We start from the raw sequence: 16736 nt of genomic DNA, 5'->3' as shown, positions 1-16736 counted from the left end.
GCCGCCCGGCCCTTCAGCGCCGCCCCACGACCGCTACACCACCCGCTACACCGACCGCTGGTAGGACCGGAACGTCCGGATCGACAGCCACACCGCCGCCACCGCCAGCGCGAGCAGCGCCCCGCCGCGGCTGAGCACGTCCCCCCGGTCGGGGTCGGCGGACAGCGCCGAACGGCCCGCGACCATCGCCCAGTTGACCGGGTTGAAGTCGGCTATGTGCCGCATCCAGGAGGGCATCCCCTCCGGCACCATGAAGGCGGAGGACAGAAACGTCAGCGGCAGCAGCAGGAAGGTGTTGATGCCGATGATCGACTCCCGCTCACGCACCAGCATGCCCAGGGAGTTGGACAGCGCCCCGAACACGGTGCCCAGCAGCACGGCCGCCACGATCAGAACCGCGATCCCGGTGAGCCCGCCCGGGTAGTCCGCGCCGCCCGCCAGACCCAGCAGCACGATGACACCCGACTGCAGGGCGGTGACGATGCCGTTGTGCACGACGTTGCCGTTCATCAGCGCGGCCCGGCTGGCCGGGGTGGTCAGGAAGCGGTTCAGGGTGCCGCGCTGGATCTCCTCCAACGTGCCCATGCCCGCCCACAGGTTGGCGCTCAGCGCACTCATCACGACCACGCCCGGCACCAGGTAGTCGAGGTAGGAGGCGGTGCCGAAGCCGCCCAGCTCGACGACGTTCTTGAACAGGCTGCCGAAGAGGAACAGCCAGATCACCGGCTGGATCAGGGTGATCACCGCGTAGGCGGGCTGCCGGGCGAACACCATGAGCTGACGCTGCGTCATGTACCAGGTCTGGGCGACGGCAGTGCTCATCGCACACCTCCGGCGAGGACGGGAGCGGCGGCGGCGTCCGCGTCCGCGTACCGGCGGCCCGCGTACCTGAGATAGACGTCGTCGAGGGAGGGCCGGGCCACGGTCGCGGTGGCCACCCCGACCCCGGCCCGCTCCAACGCGCCCAGCAGCACGGGCACGGCGGCTGCACCGTCGTCGGCGCGGACGCTGATCCGGCGGCCTTCGCACAGCACCTCGTGCACGCCCGGCAGCCCACCGAGGGCGCTGTCCAGCAGGGTGCGCCCCGTCTCGCCGAGGGGTGTGCGCACCTCCACGTGCACGGCGTCGCCGCGGAGTTCGCCCTTGAGGGAGTCGGGCGCGCCCGTGACGACGATCCGGCCGCGGTCGACGATGGCGACGCGCTCGGCGAGCCGGTCGGCCTCCTCCAGGTAGTGCGTGGTGAGCAGGATGGTGAGGCCCTCCTCGCCGGCCAGGCGGCCGATCTCGTCCCACATCGCGGTGCGGGCCTCGGGGTCCAGGCCGGTGGTGGGCTCGTCGAGGAAGAGCACCTCGGGCCGGTGCACCAGCCCCAGGGCGACGTCGAGGCGGCGCCGCATTCCGCCGGAGTAGCCCTTGACCGGGCGCCGGGCGGCCTCGGTGAGCGTGAAGCGTTCGAGCAGCTCGTCGACCCGGCGCTCGAGGGCGGCGCCCTTCACCCCGTAGAGCCGGCCCTGGAGGCGGAGGTTGTCCCGGCCGGTGGCGACCGGGTCCGCCCCGGAGTTCTGTGCGACCACGCCGATCGCGCGGCGCACCCGGTCCGGGTGGCGCAGCACGTCGTGCCCGGCGACGGTGGCCGTCCCGGAGTCGGGGCGGGCGAGAGTGGTGAGGATCTTGACGGTGGTGGACTTGAAACGGCGCCGTTGGGGCCGAGGAGCCCGAAGACGGTGCCGGGCTCGACGGTGACGTCGAGTCCGTTCAGAGCGGTGACACCGCCGGGATAGGTCTTGACGAGGTCACGTGCCTCGACCGCGGGCCCGCGAGTGACGCCGGCACTGCTCATGCTGCTCGCACTGCCCGGACTGCTCATATTGCCCGGACTGCTCATATTGCCCGGACTGCTCTTACTGCTCATGACGACAGCTCTCCTGAGTGAGCGGACTGGTGATCGATCCGCGTGAAGAGCGCCGGGCTATCCTGGGTGTGCCGCACCTCGATGGCCCGGTTCTGCCGCACGGCGGATCCGTTTCGGGGTTCGAGACCCCGGCGGGACTGCTGCAACAGACCTGCCGGGGTCTATCTCATGATCTGAGTTCTTGCGGCAGCTCCCCCGTCTCGTGGAAGTGCCGCCACTGCTCGATGCCGGGCAGCGATCCCTTCCTGATCTCGTCGAGGAAACCGCCGACCCACTCCGCCTGCGCCTCGACCATGTGCAGCTGGTACTCGACCTCGACGAGGAACAGCCTCGGCAGCGTCTCGTAGAGCTTGTCGAGCGCTCCCCGGCCGCTGGCCAGCTGCACCTCCAGCGAGCTCAGCCGCGTCTGAAGCAGGCGCACCACCTCGTCCGGCGGCAGCGCCGCCATCAGTGAGAGCGCCGTCTCGAAGATCGGGTACTCCTTCGCGGGAATGGCGATCAGGTCCGAGAGCCACTCGGTCGTCTCCTCGCGCCCGGCCTCGGTGAGGCCGTAGACCGTGCGCTCGGGGCGGTTGCCCTGGCGTTCCACACCGGTCACCTCGACGAAGCCGTACTTCTCGAGGTTCTGCACGACCGTGTAGAGCGAGCCGTAGTTCGTCTTCGTGCTCGTGTCCTTGCCCTGGCTGCGCAGGGTCTGGGCGATCTCGTACGGGTGCATCGGCTTCTGCCAGAGCGTCGTCATCACGGCGAGCGCCAACGGATTGCTGAGCTTGCGGCGCTTCCTCGCCACGATAACCACCTCGCTTTCGAATATCCGTAGCCGAACATATCGCGAGTTGCCAACCGGAGGCAATAGACGCGATGTAACGCGTTCGAGTGACGTTCTGGGCCGTGAGGACTTGGGCCCGCCCTCGACATGACGGCGTGATGCGGACGAAACAGCCCGTCCCTAATTTCTGTCGCCCGACAGGAATTCCCGTCCCCTCTGGTGCCAAGGCAGGTTCCGCCGTGACGACAACGACACCCTCCGACGTACGCCCCGACCCGCCGCACTCCCCCGGCGCCGACGACGGCTCCCTCGCCGAGTTCGGCTACCGCCAGGAGCTGCACCGCAGCCTGGGCCGGTACGCCTCGTTCGCCGCCGGGTTCTCCTTCATCTCCGTCCTGACGACCGTCTTCCAGTTCTTCGCCTTCGGGTACGCCTTTGGCGGCCCGGTCTTCTTCTGGGCCTGGCCGGCGGTGCTGGCCGGGCAGTTGCTGGTGGCCGCGTGCTTCGCGGAGCTGGCGGCGCGCTACCCGATCTCGGGCGCGATCTACCAGTGGTCGACGAGGCTGTCGACGCCCTCCTTCGGCTGGTTCGCCGGCTGGATCATGGTGATCGGCCAGATCGTCGTGGTCGCCGCGGCCGCACTGGCCCTGCAGATGGTGCTGCCCGCGATCTGGTCGGGCTTCCAGCTGATCGGCACCGACCCGGCGCCCACCTCACCGGACGGCGCGGCCAACGCGGCGCTGCTCGGCGTGGTCCTGCTGGTGCTGACGACGCTGGTCAACGTCATCGACAACCGCGTGCTGTCCGTGATCAACCGGGTCGGCGTCACCGCCGAGATCATCGGCGCGGTGCTCATCGTCGTGCTGCTGCTCACCCACTCCGAGCGCGGCCCCGGCATCACCTTCCACACCGAAGGGGCCGCGCAGGACGGCCTGTTCGGGGCGCTGCTCGTCGGCTCGTTCACGGCCGCCTACGTGATGATCGGCTTCGACAGCGCGGGCGAGATGAGCGAGGAGACGCGCGATCCGCGCCGCACCGCGCCCCGCACCATCCTGACGGCGCTCGGCGCGGCCGGCCTGCTCGGCGGGCTGATCGTGCTGGCCGGGCTGCTGGCCGCGCCCAGCCTCACCGACGGGCGGCTCGGGGTCGACGGGCTCAGCTACGTCCTCACCAGCAGCCTCGGCGACGGCGTCGGCAAGGCGCTGCTGGCGGACGTGGTCGTCGCGATCGCGGTGGCGACGCTCGCCATCCAGACGGCGGCCTGCCGGATGCTGTTCTCCATGGCCCGCGACGGACAGCTCCCGTTCTCCGCCCGCCTCGCGCGCGTGAACCCCCGCACCGGCATGCCGAGCGCCCCGGCGCTGGTCGTCGGCGTCCTCGCGGCGGCCCTGCTGCTGCTGAACTTCGCCTCCCCGGACGCCTTCCTGGCCATCGGCACCACCTGCATCGTGATGCTGTACCTGGCCTACGCGATGGTCACCGGACCGCTGCTGGTGCGCCGGCTGCGCGGACGGTTCTCCTCGACGGGTACGGACGAGACGGGCGCCCGGCTGTTCTCCCTGGGCCGCTGGGGCGTCCCGGTGAACGCCCTCGCCCTCCTCTACGGCCTGCTGATGACCGTCAACCTGGCCTGGCCGCGCGCCGCGGTGTACGACCCGGCGGGCGGGCACTGGTACTTCCAGTGGTTCACGGTGCTGTTCCTCGGTGCGACGGTCGCGGTGGGCGTGGCCTTCCGGGCGTACCGGCGGCAGACGACGGCCTGACGCGGGTACGCGCGGCCGACGGGCGTGTGCCGCGCGGGCTCAGTCGCCCTGCACGCGCGCGTGCAGGTGCATGTCGTGCCAGCCGTCCTGGTGGAGGGCGGCGCTGCGCTTGGTGCCCTCCAGGGTGAAACCGGCCTTGGCTGCGACGCGGCAGGAGGCCTCGTTGGCGGTGGCGTGCGCCAGCTCCAGCCGGTGGAAGCCGATCTCGTCGAGAGCCCAGCGCGCCAGGGCGGTCGTGGCCCGGGGGGCGACTCCCCGGCCACGGGCCGCCCGGGTCGTCCAGTACGCGACCTGGGCGATGCCGTCGCCGAGCCGGATGTCGCGCAGCGCCACCCGCCCCAGCACTTCGTCCGAGTCGGCGTCGACGACGGCCCACTGGACGTTCTGCTCCGCCGCCCAGCTCGTCTGCCACTCCTCGATCCAGCCGGCGACCTCCTCCTCGGAGTCGGCGGCCCTGATGTGCCACTGGTGCATCACCGGGTCCTGGAAGGTCGCGTACACGACGGGCGCGTCCGCGGCCCGCCACGGGCGCAGAAGGAGCCCGTCGTCGGCGCGCAGGACGGGCTGAGGGGCGCCGGAGAGGGTTCCGACGGGCAGAACGAAGTCAGCGGTGTAGGGCATGAGGCGCATCCTGCCAACGGGCCGCGAGGAGTCAACGGGGTTTCCGTCGCCGTAGGCTTGACCCCGATGAGACGCCGCACCCCTCCCCCGCCCTCCCCGCTTCCGCAGCGCGACGGGATCGACGCGGTGCGGGTGCGGCTGCCGGGCGAGGGCACCTGGGCCACCGTCCGGGCGCACCTGGTGGAGCGGCTCGGCGGGGCCGGCCCCGGGGTGGTGGACGGGATGCTGGCGGCCGGGCTCGTCGTCGGCGCCGACGGTGCGGCAGTGGCGCCGGACGCGGCGTACGTGCCGGGGATGTTCGTGTGGTTCCACCGTGAGCTGCCCGCCGAGGCGCCGGTGCCGTTCCCGCTGGAGATCGTGTACCGCGACGAGCACATCGTGGTCGTCGACAAGCCGCACTTCCTGGCCACCACTCCGCGCGGCAGCCATGTCACCCAGACCGCGCTGGCCCGGCTGCGGCGGGAGCTGGGCGTCCCCGCGCTGGGCGCCGCGCACCGCCTCGACCGGCTCACCGCCGGGCTTGTGCTGTTCACCGTGCGCCCCGAGGAGCGCGGCGCCTACCAGGCGCTGTTCCGCGACCGCCGGGTGCGCAAGGTGTACGAGGCCGTGGCGCCCCACGACGCCTCGCGCGAGTGGCCGGTGACGGTGCGCAGCCGGATCGTGAAGGAGCGCGGCGTCCTGGCCGCCCGGGAGGTGCCGGGAGAGCCGAACGCGGTCAGTCATGTCGCGCCGGTCGAGCACCGTGCGGACGGTCTCGCCCGTTACCGGCTGGTCCCGGACACCGGGCAGACCCACCAACTCCGGGTGCACATGGCCGCGTTGGGCGTTCCGCTCCTCGGCGATCCGCTCTATCCGGAGGTGGCCGCCCCGGTGCCGGCCGACGACTTCCGGCGCCCGCTGCAACTGCTGGCGCGGGAGCTGGAGTTCATCGATCCTGTCACCGGGACGGAACACCGGCTGCGCAGTGGCCGGGTGCTCGAGGCCTGGGCGTCGTACGGCAGTTGGCTCGACGGCCCGGCCGCCACCGCGTCACCGGGCGTCGCTCAGTAGCCGCGCCACCAGGACAGAAGGCGCCGCCAGGCGTTCGCCCTGCGGGCCGGGCCCGCCGGCGTCGGGGCGGTCGGCTCGGGCTGCGGCGCGGCCGCCTGCGCCGGGGCGGGCTGCGGTTCCGTGCTCACCGGTCGCGTCATGCGCTGCGGCGGGATCGGGGCGTGGCTCGGGGCGTGGCTCGGCTTGCGCTTGACGTCCTGCTGGTCCTTCGGGCCGAACCGGACCGGCAGTTCCACCAGGTGCCGTGAGGCGATGGACATCGTCCACCGCAACTCGTCCTCGTCGCAGTCGAGTTGCAGGTCGGGCAGCCGCATCAGCAGCGCGTCCACGCCGACGTCGGCGATGGCGCGGCCGATGTCCTGGCCGGGGCATTCGTGTGGGCCGCTGCCGAAGGCGAGGTGGGAGCGGTTGCCCTGCATGTTGGCGGACAGGTCGGGGCGCACCCGGGGGTCCACGTTGCCGGGGGCGGGCGCGAAGAACAGGCCGTCGCCCCGCCGGATGCGCTGACCGCCCAACTCCGTGTCCTGCTTGGCGAAGTAGGCGAAGATGGTGCTGAACGGGGGCTCGTCCCACAGGGACTGCTCGACCGCCTCCGCCACCGTCATCTGGCCGCCGTTGAGCCGGGCGAGGAACCGGGGGTCGGTGAGGACCATGCGCAGCACGTTGGAGAGCAGGTTGACGGTGGCCTCGTAGGCGGCGAAGAGGACCAGGCGCAGGTGCTCGCGGACCTCCTCGTCGGTGAGGTTCGCCGGGTCGCTGATGAGGTGGCTGGCGAAGTCCTCCTCGGGCCGGGCGCGGCGGCGCGCGGTGAGCCGGGTCAACGCCCCCATGACGTACTCGTGGCTGGCGATGGCGGTCTCGGAGCCCTTGAGCGCGTCGCGGGCGCACTGGACCATCCGGTCGTTGTACTCGTCGGGCATGCCGAGGACATGGCACATGACGGCCATCGGCAGGTGCTCGACGAACTGGCCCACCAGTTCGGCCCGGCCCTCCTCGCAGAAGCGGTTGACCAGGCGCTGGCTGGAGCGGTTGATGTAGCGGCGCACGCTGCGGTCGTCGATGGTCGCCATGGCCGCGGTGACCGCGCCCCGCAGCCGCTTGTGCTCGTCGCCCTCGGCGTGGGCGGCCATGGGCTGCCAGGCGATGTGCGGCATGAGCGGGTGGTCGGGCCTGACCTTGCCCTGCACCAGCGGCAACCAGATGCGGCTGTCCTTGGAGAACTGCGAGGGCGAGCGCACCATGTGCAGGTTCTCGGCGTGACCGAGGACCATCCACATCGGCAGGTCGTCGTGGATGAGGACCGGCGCCACGGGACCGTGCTCGTCGCGCAGGCGCTCGAACAGTTCGTTGAGGTCCTCCGCGCCGGCGCCGTAGAGGCGGGCCAGCCCGCCGGGGCCCCGGTTGTGCGCGGGACAGCCGGGCGGCGGGTCCAGCGCGAGATCGCGCGGACCGGTGGGGACAGGGTGTTCGGGAGTCACAGGGTCGCTCCGAAACTGTGGTGGATCCGGTGTCGGGGGATGTGGTGCGGTGGGGTGTCAGGTGAGGCTGCGGCTCAGGGCCAGGTTGTGCAGGAAGCGCATGAGGGTCATCAGGACGTCGCGGCTCGAGGCGCGGCGGCGGACGTCGCACTCCACGATCGGGATCTCGGGCGGCAGGTCGAGGGCCCCGCGCAGTTCCTCGACGGGGTAGCGGGGCCCGTCGGGGAAGGTGTTGACGGCGACGACGAAGGGCACGCCGCCCTCCTCCAGCCGGCCCATGACCTCGAAGCTGACCTCGAGGCGGCGGGTGTCGACGAGGACGACCGCGCCGAGCGCGCCCTCGAACAGCCCGTTCCACAGGAACCAGAAGCGCTCCTGGCCGGGCGTGCCGAAGAGGTAGAGCACGACCTGTTCCGTGATGCGGATCCGGCCGAAGTCCATGGCCACGGTGGTGGCGGTCTTGGTCTCGGAGCCGTAGTTGTCGTCGACGCCGATGCCCGCCTGCGTCATGGTCTCCTCGGTGGTCAGCGGCCTGATCTCGCTGACGGAGCCGACCATGGTGGTCTTGCCGACGCCGAAGCCGCCCACGATGACGATCTTCGCCGCGGCCGTGGTGGTGTGCGGCAGATAGTCCTCGGCCCGTGGGCCGGGAATGGTGTCAGAGCCGTTGAAGTCCATTCATCACCGCTTCGAGAAGGGAACGGTCAGGGAGCTGCTGCCGGACGATCGGGGCGCGCGCCTGCACGAGTTCGGCCGCCAGCATCTCGGTCAGCAGCACCGTCACCACGCTGAACGGGAGACCGAGATACGCCGACACCTCGGCCACCGACAGCGGGGCGCCGCACATCCGCAGCACCGCCGTCTGCTCCGGCGTGGCCGAGGAGGGCGGTTCGGCACACGCCACGATTAACGTGACCAGGTCGACGGGAGCGCGCTCGCCGTCGGGGCCCGTGATGATGTACAGCCGTTCGGGGTTCTTGCCCTCGCCCTCCCCCTCCTGGGGAGGCTGCACGGCCGGTGCGGGCGGCGGGGGCGGCGGGAGCAGTTCCGGCAGGGGTTGTCGCCGCCTGCGTTGCGGAGGCGTCATACGCTCTGCCCGTTGCGCCGGGGCGGACTGGTGAGGTGGGCGCCGATGCGAACGACGAGGTCGCGCATGCTGGCGCTCATCCGGCCGGCCTCGCAGCGCACGTCGGCGAGGACCGCGAGGTAGGCGTTGTCGCCGGCCGCCATCAGGTAGAAGTAGCCGCCGCTCAGGTCGATGACGACCATGTTCATCTCGCCGTCGCTGGCCTGGATCTCCTGGGCGACGGCGGCGGCCAGGCTCTGCACGCCCGCGCAGGCGGCGGCGACCCGGTCGGCGGCGTCGGGGTCACCGGCGTAGCGGGCGATGCGCAGGCCGTCGGCCGAGAGCACCACGATCATCTCGATGCCCGGAACGCCGTCGTAGAGTTCCTTGAGCAGCCAGTCGAAGTTTTGGCGCTGCTGGATCACGTGAGGTCCCCTTCGTCGTCGGCCTCGGGCTTGGCCTTGTCTTCGATCAGGTGCAGGTATGCGGTGGGATTACGGGTGAAGTCGGTGGGGTGGTGGCCGGGCGGAGCCACCTTCTTCAGGCCGTCCCAGAAGGCCTCGAACGCCACTCCGGGCTCATGCTTCTTCTTCGCGGGCTGGGCCTCCGGGCGGGGCTGCGCGAACAGGTCCGGCTTGCCCTGGCGCGCGGCTTCCTGGGCGGCGTACGCCTCCTGGTAGCGCTGCACGATGGAGATCGTGGTCTTGCTGCGCCGCTGCGGCAGGCCCTGCTCGGTCCACTCGGTGACCTCGGGCACCTCGTCGTCGGTCAGGGAGACCCCGGCCGGGATGCGCGGGTTGGTGGGACGGCGCTTCTTGGGCGGGCGCTTGGGGCCCTCACCGACCTGGCTCAGGTCGATCTGCGGTACGGCGGTGGCGCCGATGCCGTGCGCGAAGCCGGGGGCGGGGTCGAGGGTCTGCATCTCGCTGGGCACGATGAGGACGACCCGGACGCCGCCGTACGCCGACTTGCGCAGTGAGACCTCCAGGTTGAAGGAGGTGCACAGTCGGCCGACGACCGCGAGGCCCAGGCGCGGGGTGCCGCCGACGTCCTGGATGTCGACGCCCCTCTTGGCCATTTCCAGCATGCGTTCCGCCTTGGCGCGTGTCTCCTCGCTGAGGCTGACGCCGGCGTCCTCGATCTCGATGGCGATGCCGGTCTGCACCTCGGTGGCGTTGACGTGCACCTTCGCCTGCGGGGGCGAGTAGCGGGTGGCGTTGTCGAGGAGTTCCGCGAGCGCGTGGATGAGCGGTTCGACGGAGAGGCCGCGGATGTTGACCTTGGCGATGGAGTCCAGCTGGATGCGCCGGTACTCCAGGATCCGGGACATGGCGCCGCGCAGCACGCTGTACAGCGGGACGGGCTGGGGCCAGTTGCGGCTGGGCCGGCCGCCGCCGAGCACACCGATGGAGTCGGCGAGCCGGCCGATCAGCGAGGTGCCGTGGTCGATCCGCAGCAGGTCGTCGAAGACCTCGGGGTTGCGGCCGTGGTCCTCCTCCATCTCCCGCAGTTCCGCGGCCTGTTGGTGGACGATGGCCTGCATGCGGCGGGCGATGCTGACGAAGGAGCGCTGGGCGGAGTCGCGCAGGGACTCCTCGTGGTCGACGATGTCGAGGATCTTCCGGATCACCGCGCGCTGTGCGTCGTCGAGCGCACGGAACGAGGGATCGTCCTCGCTGAGGTCGCGCATCACCTCCCTGGGGGAATTTCCGGCCCGCAGCCACTCCACCGCGTTGGGCACGAACACCTCGGCGAGGAGGCGGTTCTCCTCCGCGTGACCGGCGACGCAGTCGTCCAGGTACGCGATGCGCCGGTCCTTGTCCGCGCGCAGCTCACGCAGCAGCCGGCCGCGGCGCACCGACTCGGCTCCCGCCGCGATCACCAGGAGGGTGGCGACGGTTCCGCAGACGCCGACGGCGAGCCGGGCCGGCGTCGCCACCAGGGCGACGGCGGCTCCGGTCGCCGCGGCCATCAGTATCGCCGGCAGCAACAGCACCCGCGCGTAGGGAAGTTCTCGGCGACCGGGTGGGGACTGAACACTCACCATGTGGGCACCCTCTGTAGGGATCTGTCGGCATCTTCGGAACATTTGGGAACAGACGCACGAATACACCTCAACTCGGTGCGCCGCGGGCGAGCTTAGTCTCACCGGATCACCGCTGCGTCATATTCAGCAACCCTCTGAAACCGGCTCCGCGCATGGAGTAGCCTCAAACCCATTTATACGCTGGGGATTTGTTCGAGCACGGTGCGTGATGGCGTACGGGCGTGCGAAACAGTTCACCGGGATGGATGAGGCCACCATCCTTGAGGACCCTCAGGTGTCCTCAAGTTCCGTCGGAGGGTGGTCAGTTGCCCGCGATACGCAGGGCCGCGTCGGCGGTGGCCCGGGCGAACTCCGAGACGGGCCGGTCCGGTTCCGAGCGGTGGACGAGGATGACGCCCTCGATGAGTCCGAAGACGAGGTCGGTGCGCAGATCGAGGTCGCTCTTCGCGAGCGCGCCGCCCACGGCCGTCGCGGCGATCAACTGGCGGTAGGCGTCCTTGAGTTCGCCGCGCACGGCATGGAACCCGGCGAACCGCTCGGTGCGCACCTCGGGCAGCAGATAGAGGCCGCCGAGGTTGTGCGAGCCGCCGCACAGCACCTCCACGTCGGCGCGGCACAGCTCCCACAGCCGGTCCTCGGCCGCCCGCGCATCATCCGCGAGCAGCTCACGGGCGTACGCCAGCGAGGGCGTGACCGTCGACTCCAGCAGCTCGGCGAGCAGTTCCTCCTTGCCGGAGACGTAGTGGTACATGGACGCCTGGCGCATGCCCGCACGCTCGGCGACGGCCCGGGTGGTGGTGGCGGCGTAGCCGCGCGTGACGAACAGCTCCGCGGCGGCCGTGAGCAGTTCGGCGCGGGGCGAGAGCCCGCTGTCCGGGCGCTGCGCGGCCCGGGGCCGGCCCACTCGACGTCCGCCGCTCGTCTCCATGCCTTCGATCCTCGCACACGACCCCGGACGGCGATCTTCGTGAGCGGCCGGTAACGCGCAGGCAACGCGGCGGCAATCGCGGCGACCCGACCCGCCCCTAATTTCTGTCGGGCGACAGAAATCATCCCTCAGTCCCTCAGTCGGAGGTCCCCGATGGCGACAGAGACGACCTACGGAGCCCGCGCGCATGCCCGGGCCCAGGAGGGCGCCCGCGCCGACGCCATGCCCGTCGTCCCGGCGGCCGACTGGCCGGACCCGCCCTGTGCGGCGGACCGCCTGGTGTGGGCCGAGACGGTCGCGGGCGGCAACTACACCCACCGGGTCCTCGCCCGCGGCACCGAGCTGCGCCTGACCGACCTGCGCGGCGACGCCTGCGCCCACCTCCTGCTGTACGTGGACGGCCGTCCCTGGGAGCGGCTGAACGTCGCCGACACGGTCAAGGTCCAGTGGAACGCCTACCTCGGCGAGGGCGTGCTGCTCCTGTCCGACCAGGGGCGGGTCCTCGCGTCGGTGGTCGCCGACACCTCCGGCCGGCACGACGCGCTGTGCGGCGCCTCCACCCTCGTACGCAACACCGAGCGCTACGGCGACGGCGCCCCGCACTCTCCTTCCCCGGCCGGCCGGGAGCTGTTCAAGCTGGCCGCCGCGAAGAACGGCCTCGAACCGCGCGACCTGCCGCCCTCCCTCTCCTTCTTCCAGGGCGTGGCGGTCCGCGGCGACGGCACCCTCGACTTCACCGGTTCGGCGGGTCCCGGCGGCAGTGTCACCCTGCGCACCGAGCAGGACGTGACGGTCCTGATCGCCAACGTGCCGCACCCGGCCGACCCCCGCCCGCAGTACGTCAGCACCCCGCTGGAGGTCCTCGCCTGGCGTGCGGAGCCCACCCGGCCGGGCGACCCGCTGTGGGACGCCACGCCCGAGGGCCGCCGCGCCTTCCTCAACACCGCCGAATTCCTCACCGCGAGGGGGCTCGCATGAAGACCGTCGTCCCGGCCCGCGCCGCCTGGTCCTGCGTCATCCGGTCCGGCGAGACGCTGACCATCACCGACCTGCACGGCAACCAGGCCGTCGACTTCCTCGTGTACGACGCCCAGGACACCGCCGTGCGCTACAGCGCGCCGGACACGATCCACGCGCAGGGCGGCATCTTCCTCACCACGGGCAGTGTGCTGATGTCCAACGAGCACACCCCGCTGATGACGGTGACCGCCGACGCCGTGGGCCGCCACGACACCGTCGGCGGCGCCTGCTCCAAGGAGTCCAACACCCTGCGCTACGGCCACCACACGTTCGCGCAGCACGCGTGTGTGGACAACTTCCTCGCCGAGGGCGCGAAGTACGGCCTCGGCAAGCGGGACCTGGTCTCCAACGTCAACTGGTACATGAACGTGCCCGTCGAGCGGGACGGCACCCTCGGCATCGTCGACGGCCTGTCCGCTCCGGGCCTCGCCCTCACGCTCCGCGCCGAACGGGACGTCCTCGTGCTGGTCTCCAACTGCCCCCAGATCAACAACCCGTGCAACGGCTTCGAGCCGACGGCGGTGGAGATGACGATCACCGAGGCGGCGCGCGCATGACCTTCGACACGCTGCTGATCGCCAACCGGGGCGAGATAGCCGTCCGGATCATCCGTACCGCCCGCGAGCTCGGCCTGCGCACGGTTGCCGTGTACTCCGACGCCGACCGCTCCGCGCCCCACGTCCGGCTCGCCGACGAGGCGGTACGGCTCGGCCCGGCCCCCGCGAAGGAGTCCTACCTCGACGCCGACCTGGTCCTGAAGGCGGCCAAGGACACCGGCGCGGGCGCGATCCACCCCGGCTACGGCTTTCTCTCCGAGGACGCGGCCTTCGCGCGCCGCTGCGCCGACGCCGGGATCGTGTTCGTCGGACCGACCCCCGCTCAGCTGGAGCTGTTCGGCGCCAAGCACACGGCGCGGGCGGCGGCCGAAGCCGCCGGGGTGCCGCTGGCGCCGGGCACCGGCCTGCTGTCGGGACTCATCGAGGCACTGGAGAAAGCGCGGCTCATCGGCTATCCGGTGATGCTCAAGGCGACGGGCGGGGGCGGCGGTATCGGCATGTCCGCCTGCCGCTCCCCCGGCGAACTCGCCGACGCCTGGGAACGTGTCCAGCGCGTCGCCGCCGCCTCCTTCTCCTCCGCCGGCGTCTTCCTGGAACGGCTCGTCGAGCGCGCCCGCCACATCGAGGTCCAGGTCTTCGGCGACGGCGAGGGCAGGGTCGTCACCTTCGGCGACCGCGACTGCTCGCTCCAGCGCCGCCACCAGAAGGTCCTGGAGGAGGCCCCGGCCCCCGGACTCCCGGACCACCTCCGACAACAACTGGCCACCTCCGCCCGTGACCTGTGCGCCTCGGTCGACTACCGCTCCGCCGGGACCGTCGAGTTCGTCTACGACGCGGCCCGCGAGGAGGCCTACTTCCTGGAGGTCAACACCCGGCTGCAGGTGGAGCATCCGGTCACCGAGGAGATCTACGGCGTCGACCTGGTCGCCTGGATGCTGCGGCTGGCGAGGGGCGAACGGGACGTCGTGACCGACCCCGGCCCGCCCCGCGGCCACGCCGTCGAGGCACGCCTCTACGCGGAGGACCCGAGCCGCGAACACCGGCCCGGCGCGGGCCTGTTGACGCGGGTCGAGTTCCCGGCCGGGGTGCGCGTCGACGGCTGGGTGGAGACGGGCACCGAGGTGACCGCCTCCTACGATCCGATGCTCGCGAAGGTGATCGCCCACGGCGCCGACCGGGAGCATGCCCTGCGCCGCCTCGACGAGGCGCTGGCCCGCACCCGGGTCGACGGCGTCGAGACGAACCTGGGGCTGGTGCGCGCGGCGCTCGCGGACCCCCGTTTCGTGACGGCGGCCCACTCGACGGCGACCCTCGCGCAGGTGCGCGACCCGACCCCGCGCATCGAGGTCGTCTCCGGCGGCACCCTCACCACCGTGCAGGACTGGCCCGGCCGCACCGGCCACTGGCAGGTCGGCGTGCCGCCGTCCGGCCCGATGGACGACCGTTCCTTCCGCCTCGGCAACCGCGTGCTGGGCAACCCCGAGGGCGCCCCGGGCCTGGAGTGCACCCTGCAGGGCCCGGCCCTGCGCTTCACCCACGCCACGACGGTGTGTGTGACGGGCGCGCCGGCGCCGGTGACCGTGGACGGCACGGCGGTGGCGCAGTGGGAGCCGGTGACCGTGCCGGCCGGCGCCCTGCTGGAGATCGGCGCCCCCGGCGAGCACGGCCTGCGCACCTACGTCCTGTGCGCGGGCGGCCTCGACGTCCCCGCCTTCCTGGGCAGCGCGAGCACGTTCACGCTGGGCCGGTTCGGCGGGCACGGCGGCCGGGCGCTGCGGACGGGGGATGTGCTGCACAGCGGGACGATCTCCGGGCGGCCCGCCGAGGACGCCGGTGCGCAGGACCGCCCGGCCTTCGCCTCCGTCTGGCACCTCGGCGCGGTCGAAGGCCCGCACGCGGCACCGGAGTTCTTCACCGAGGACGACATCCGCGACTTCTACGCCGCCGACTGGAAGGTCCACTTCAACTCGGCCCGCACCGGTGTGCGCCTGGTGGGTCCGAAGCCGCGCTGGGCGCGCACCGACGGCGGCGAGGCGGGCCTGCACCCGTCCAACATCCATGACACCCCCTACTCCGTCGGCGCCGTCGACTACACGGGCGACATGCCGGTGCTGCTCGGCCCGGACGGCCCCTCGCTCGGCGGGTTCGTGTGCCCGGCGACCGTGCTCAGCTCCGAGCGCTGGAAGCTCGGCCAGCTGCGCCCGGGCGACACGGTCCGCTTCCGGCCGGTGGACGTGACCGGCGCACCCCGCCCCGAGATCGTCGACGGAGGCGTCCTGGCATGCGACGGCGACGTGACGTACCGGCGCAGCGGCGACGACAACCTGCTGGTCGAGTTCGGGCCGATGCAGCTGGACCTGGCCCTGCGGATGCGGGTCCACGCGCTGATGGAGGCGGTGTCGCAGGCCGACCTGGCGGGGGTCACCGACCTGACCCCCGGCATCCGCTCCCTGCAGATCCGGACGGACCCCCGCCGCCTCCCACAGCGCGAACTCTTGCCGCTTGTCCGGGAGTTGACGGCGGCCCTGCCGCCCTCGGACGAGCTGGTCGTGCCCTCCCGCACCGTGCACCTGCCGCTCTCCTGGGACGACCCGGCGACCCGCGAGGCCATCGCCCGCTATATGGCGGGCGTCCGCGACGACGCCCCCTGGTGCCCGTGGAACATCGAGTTCATCCGCCGGGTCAACGGCCTGGAGTCGGTGGCCGACGTCTATGACACGGTCTTCGAGGCGGAGTACCTGGTCCTGGGCCTCGGGGACGTCTACCTGGGCGCGCCGGTCGCCACCCCCCTCGACCCGCGCCACCGCCTGGTGACGACGAAGTACAACCCCGCGCGCACCTGGACGGCCGAGAACTCGGTGGGCATCGGGGGAGCGTATCTGTGCGTCTACGGCATGGAGGGCCCCGGCGGCTACCAGTTCGTGGGCCGGACGACCCAGGTGTGGTCGCCCTGGCAGCAGCGCGGCGCGTTCGAGCCGGGCTCGCCCTGGCTACTGCGCTTCTTCGACCGGATCCGCTGGTATCCGGTCGACGCGGACGAACTCCTCGCGCTGCGGGCCGACATCCTCTCGGGCCGCTTCGTGCCGCGCATCGAGGAGGGCACCTTCTCGCTCGCCGAGTACCGAACCTTCCTCGCCGAACACACGGACTCCATCGCGCAGTTCAGGGCCCGTCAGCGGACCGCGTTCGCGGCGGAGCGGGACGCGTGGGAGGCGGCGGGCGAGTTCACCCGGGCGGAGGCCGCGGCAGCGCCGCCCGCTGCCCCCGCCGAGGTGGCCCTCCCGCCGGGCGGCCGCCTGATCGAGGCCGAATTCGCCGCGTCCGTCTGGCAGTTGAACGTATCCCCCGGAGACGAGGTGGCGGCGGGACAGCCGCTGCTCGCCCTGGAGGCGATGAAGATGGAGTCCAGGGTGCACGCGCCGGTCGACGGCGTGGTGACGCAGATCCTGGCCCGACCCGGCGACCAGGTCGAGGCGGGGACGGCACTGCTCGTCCTGGCCCCGGCCACGACCTGAACCCCGAGGA

The 16736-nt window shown here is 71.8% G+C and carries 14 protein-coding genes and 1 pseudogene; 5 read left to right on the top strand and 10 right to left on the bottom strand.

The window, feature by feature from the left end:
- Positions 1-45: 45 nt before the first annotated feature.
- The 3 genes and pseudogenes from ACIBTS_RS01110 to ACIBTS_RS01100 all read right to left on the bottom strand — a co-directional run bounded on the left by ACIBTS_RS01110 (position 46) and on the right by ACIBTS_RS01100 (position 2702).
- Positions 46-822, bottom strand: coding sequence for an ABC transporter permease (locus ACIBTS_RS01110; RefSeq protein WP_399315747.1), 777 nt, complete (start codon positions 820-822; stop codon positions 46-48).
- Positions 819-1840 (bottom strand): annotated as a pseudogene (locus tag ACIBTS_RS01105) (ATP-binding cassette domain-containing protein). Before ACIBTS_RS01105 ends, ACIBTS_RS01110 begins: the two are co-directional and overlap by 4 nt.
- Positions 1841-2078: 238 nt before the next feature.
- Positions 2079-2702, bottom strand: coding sequence for a PadR family transcriptional regulator (locus ACIBTS_RS01100; protein ID WP_319673931.1), 624 nt, complete (start codon positions 2700-2702; stop codon positions 2079-2081).
- Between the two features lie 218 nt (positions 2703-2920).
- On the opposite strand from ACIBTS_RS01100, the gene ACIBTS_RS01095 reads away from it, so the two are divergent.
- Entirely contained in the window at positions 2921-4444 is a 1524-nt protein-coding gene (locus ACIBTS_RS01095) for an amino acid permease (protein ID WP_399315746.1), read from the top strand.
- Positions 4445-4483: 39 nt separating this feature from the next.
- On the opposite strand, the gene ACIBTS_RS01090 is transcribed toward ACIBTS_RS01095, so the two are convergent.
- Positions 4484-5065 carry a GNAT family N-acetyltransferase gene (locus tag ACIBTS_RS01090; RefSeq protein ID WP_319673933.1) on the bottom strand — a complete coding sequence of 194 codons (582 nt, stop codon included), beginning with the start codon at positions 5063-5065 and terminating at the stop codon, positions 4484-4486.
- A 66-nt stretch (positions 5066-5131) separates the two neighbouring features.
- On the opposite strand from ACIBTS_RS01090, the gene ACIBTS_RS01085 reads away from it, so the two are divergent.
- Positions 5132-6115, top strand: coding sequence for an RluA family pseudouridine synthase (locus ACIBTS_RS01085; RefSeq protein ID WP_399315745.1), 984 nt, complete (start codon positions 5132-5134; stop codon positions 6113-6115).
- On the opposite strand, the gene ACIBTS_RS01080 is transcribed toward ACIBTS_RS01085, so the two are convergent.
- From ACIBTS_RS01080 to ACIBTS_RS01055, 6 genes are all read right to left on the bottom strand, one after another.
- Positions 6109-7593 carry a cytochrome P450 gene (locus tag ACIBTS_RS01080; RefSeq protein WP_399315744.1) on the bottom strand — a complete coding sequence of 495 codons (1485 nt, stop codon included), beginning with the start codon at positions 7591-7593 and terminating at the stop codon, positions 6109-6111. The genes ACIBTS_RS01085 and ACIBTS_RS01080 overlap by 7 nt on opposite strands.
- A 57-nt stretch (positions 7594-7650) precedes the next feature.
- Positions 7651-8271, bottom strand: a complete 621-nt coding sequence (locus ACIBTS_RS01075; RefSeq protein WP_399315743.1) for a GTP-binding protein — start codon at positions 8269-8271, stop codon at positions 7651-7653.
- Positions 8252-8680: a DUF742 domain-containing protein gene (locus ACIBTS_RS01070; RefSeq protein ID WP_399315742.1), complete on the bottom strand. Its 429-nt coding sequence runs from the start codon at positions 8678-8680 to the stop codon at positions 8252-8254. Before ACIBTS_RS01070 ends, ACIBTS_RS01075 begins: the two co-directional genes overlap by 20 nt.
- Entirely contained in the window at positions 8677-9084 is a 408-nt protein-coding gene (locus tag ACIBTS_RS01065; protein WP_319673938.1) for a roadblock/LC7 domain-containing protein, read from the bottom strand. Before ACIBTS_RS01065 ends, ACIBTS_RS01070 begins: the two co-directional genes overlap by 4 nt.
- On the bottom strand, positions 9081-10706 hold the full coding sequence (locus tag ACIBTS_RS01060) for an ATP-binding protein (protein ID WP_319673939.1): 1626 nt from the start codon (positions 10704-10706) through the stop codon (positions 9081-9083). The genes ACIBTS_RS01065 and ACIBTS_RS01060 overlap by 4 nt, the downstream gene beginning before the upstream one ends.
- A gap of 301 nt (positions 10707-11007) precedes the next feature.
- On the bottom strand, positions 11008-11634 hold the full coding sequence (locus ACIBTS_RS01055) for a TetR/AcrR family transcriptional regulator (protein ID WP_399315741.1): 627 nt from the start codon (positions 11632-11634) through the stop codon (positions 11008-11010).
- A 153-nt stretch (positions 11635-11787) separates the two neighbouring features.
- Here ACIBTS_RS01055 and ACIBTS_RS01050 point away from each other — a divergent pair, with 153 nt between their 5' ends.
- The 3 genes from ACIBTS_RS01050 to ACIBTS_RS01040 are packed head-to-tail and all read left to right on the top strand — an operon-like array spanning position 11788 to position 16726.
- The gene (locus tag ACIBTS_RS01050) at positions 11788-12612 is read left to right on the top strand and encodes an urea amidolyase associated protein UAAP1 (RefSeq protein ID WP_319673941.1); all 825 of its coding nucleotides are present in this window, start codon (positions 11788-11790) and stop codon (positions 12610-12612) included.
- Positions 12609-13211: an urea amidolyase associated protein UAAP2 gene (locus ACIBTS_RS01045; RefSeq protein WP_319673942.1), complete on the top strand. Its 603-nt coding sequence runs from the start codon at positions 12609-12611 to the stop codon at positions 13209-13211. Before ACIBTS_RS01050 ends, ACIBTS_RS01045 begins: the two co-directional genes overlap by 4 nt.
- Positions 13208-16726: a 5-oxoprolinase/urea amidolyase family protein gene (locus tag ACIBTS_RS01040; protein ID WP_399315740.1), complete on the top strand. Its 3519-nt coding sequence runs from the start codon at positions 13208-13210 to the stop codon at positions 16724-16726. Before ACIBTS_RS01045 ends, ACIBTS_RS01040 begins: the two co-directional genes overlap by 4 nt.
- The last annotated feature ends 10 nt before the right edge of the window (positions 16727-16736 follow it).

The organism is Streptomyces sp. NPDC050121 (assembly GCF_044460385.1).
GTDB classification, from domain to species: Bacteria; Actinomycetota; Actinomycetes; order Streptomycetales; family Streptomycetaceae; genus Streptomyces; species Streptomyces soliscabiei.
Note: the sequence above shows the minus strand (reverse complement) of the source record. Positions and strands in the feature narration are given on the sequence as shown.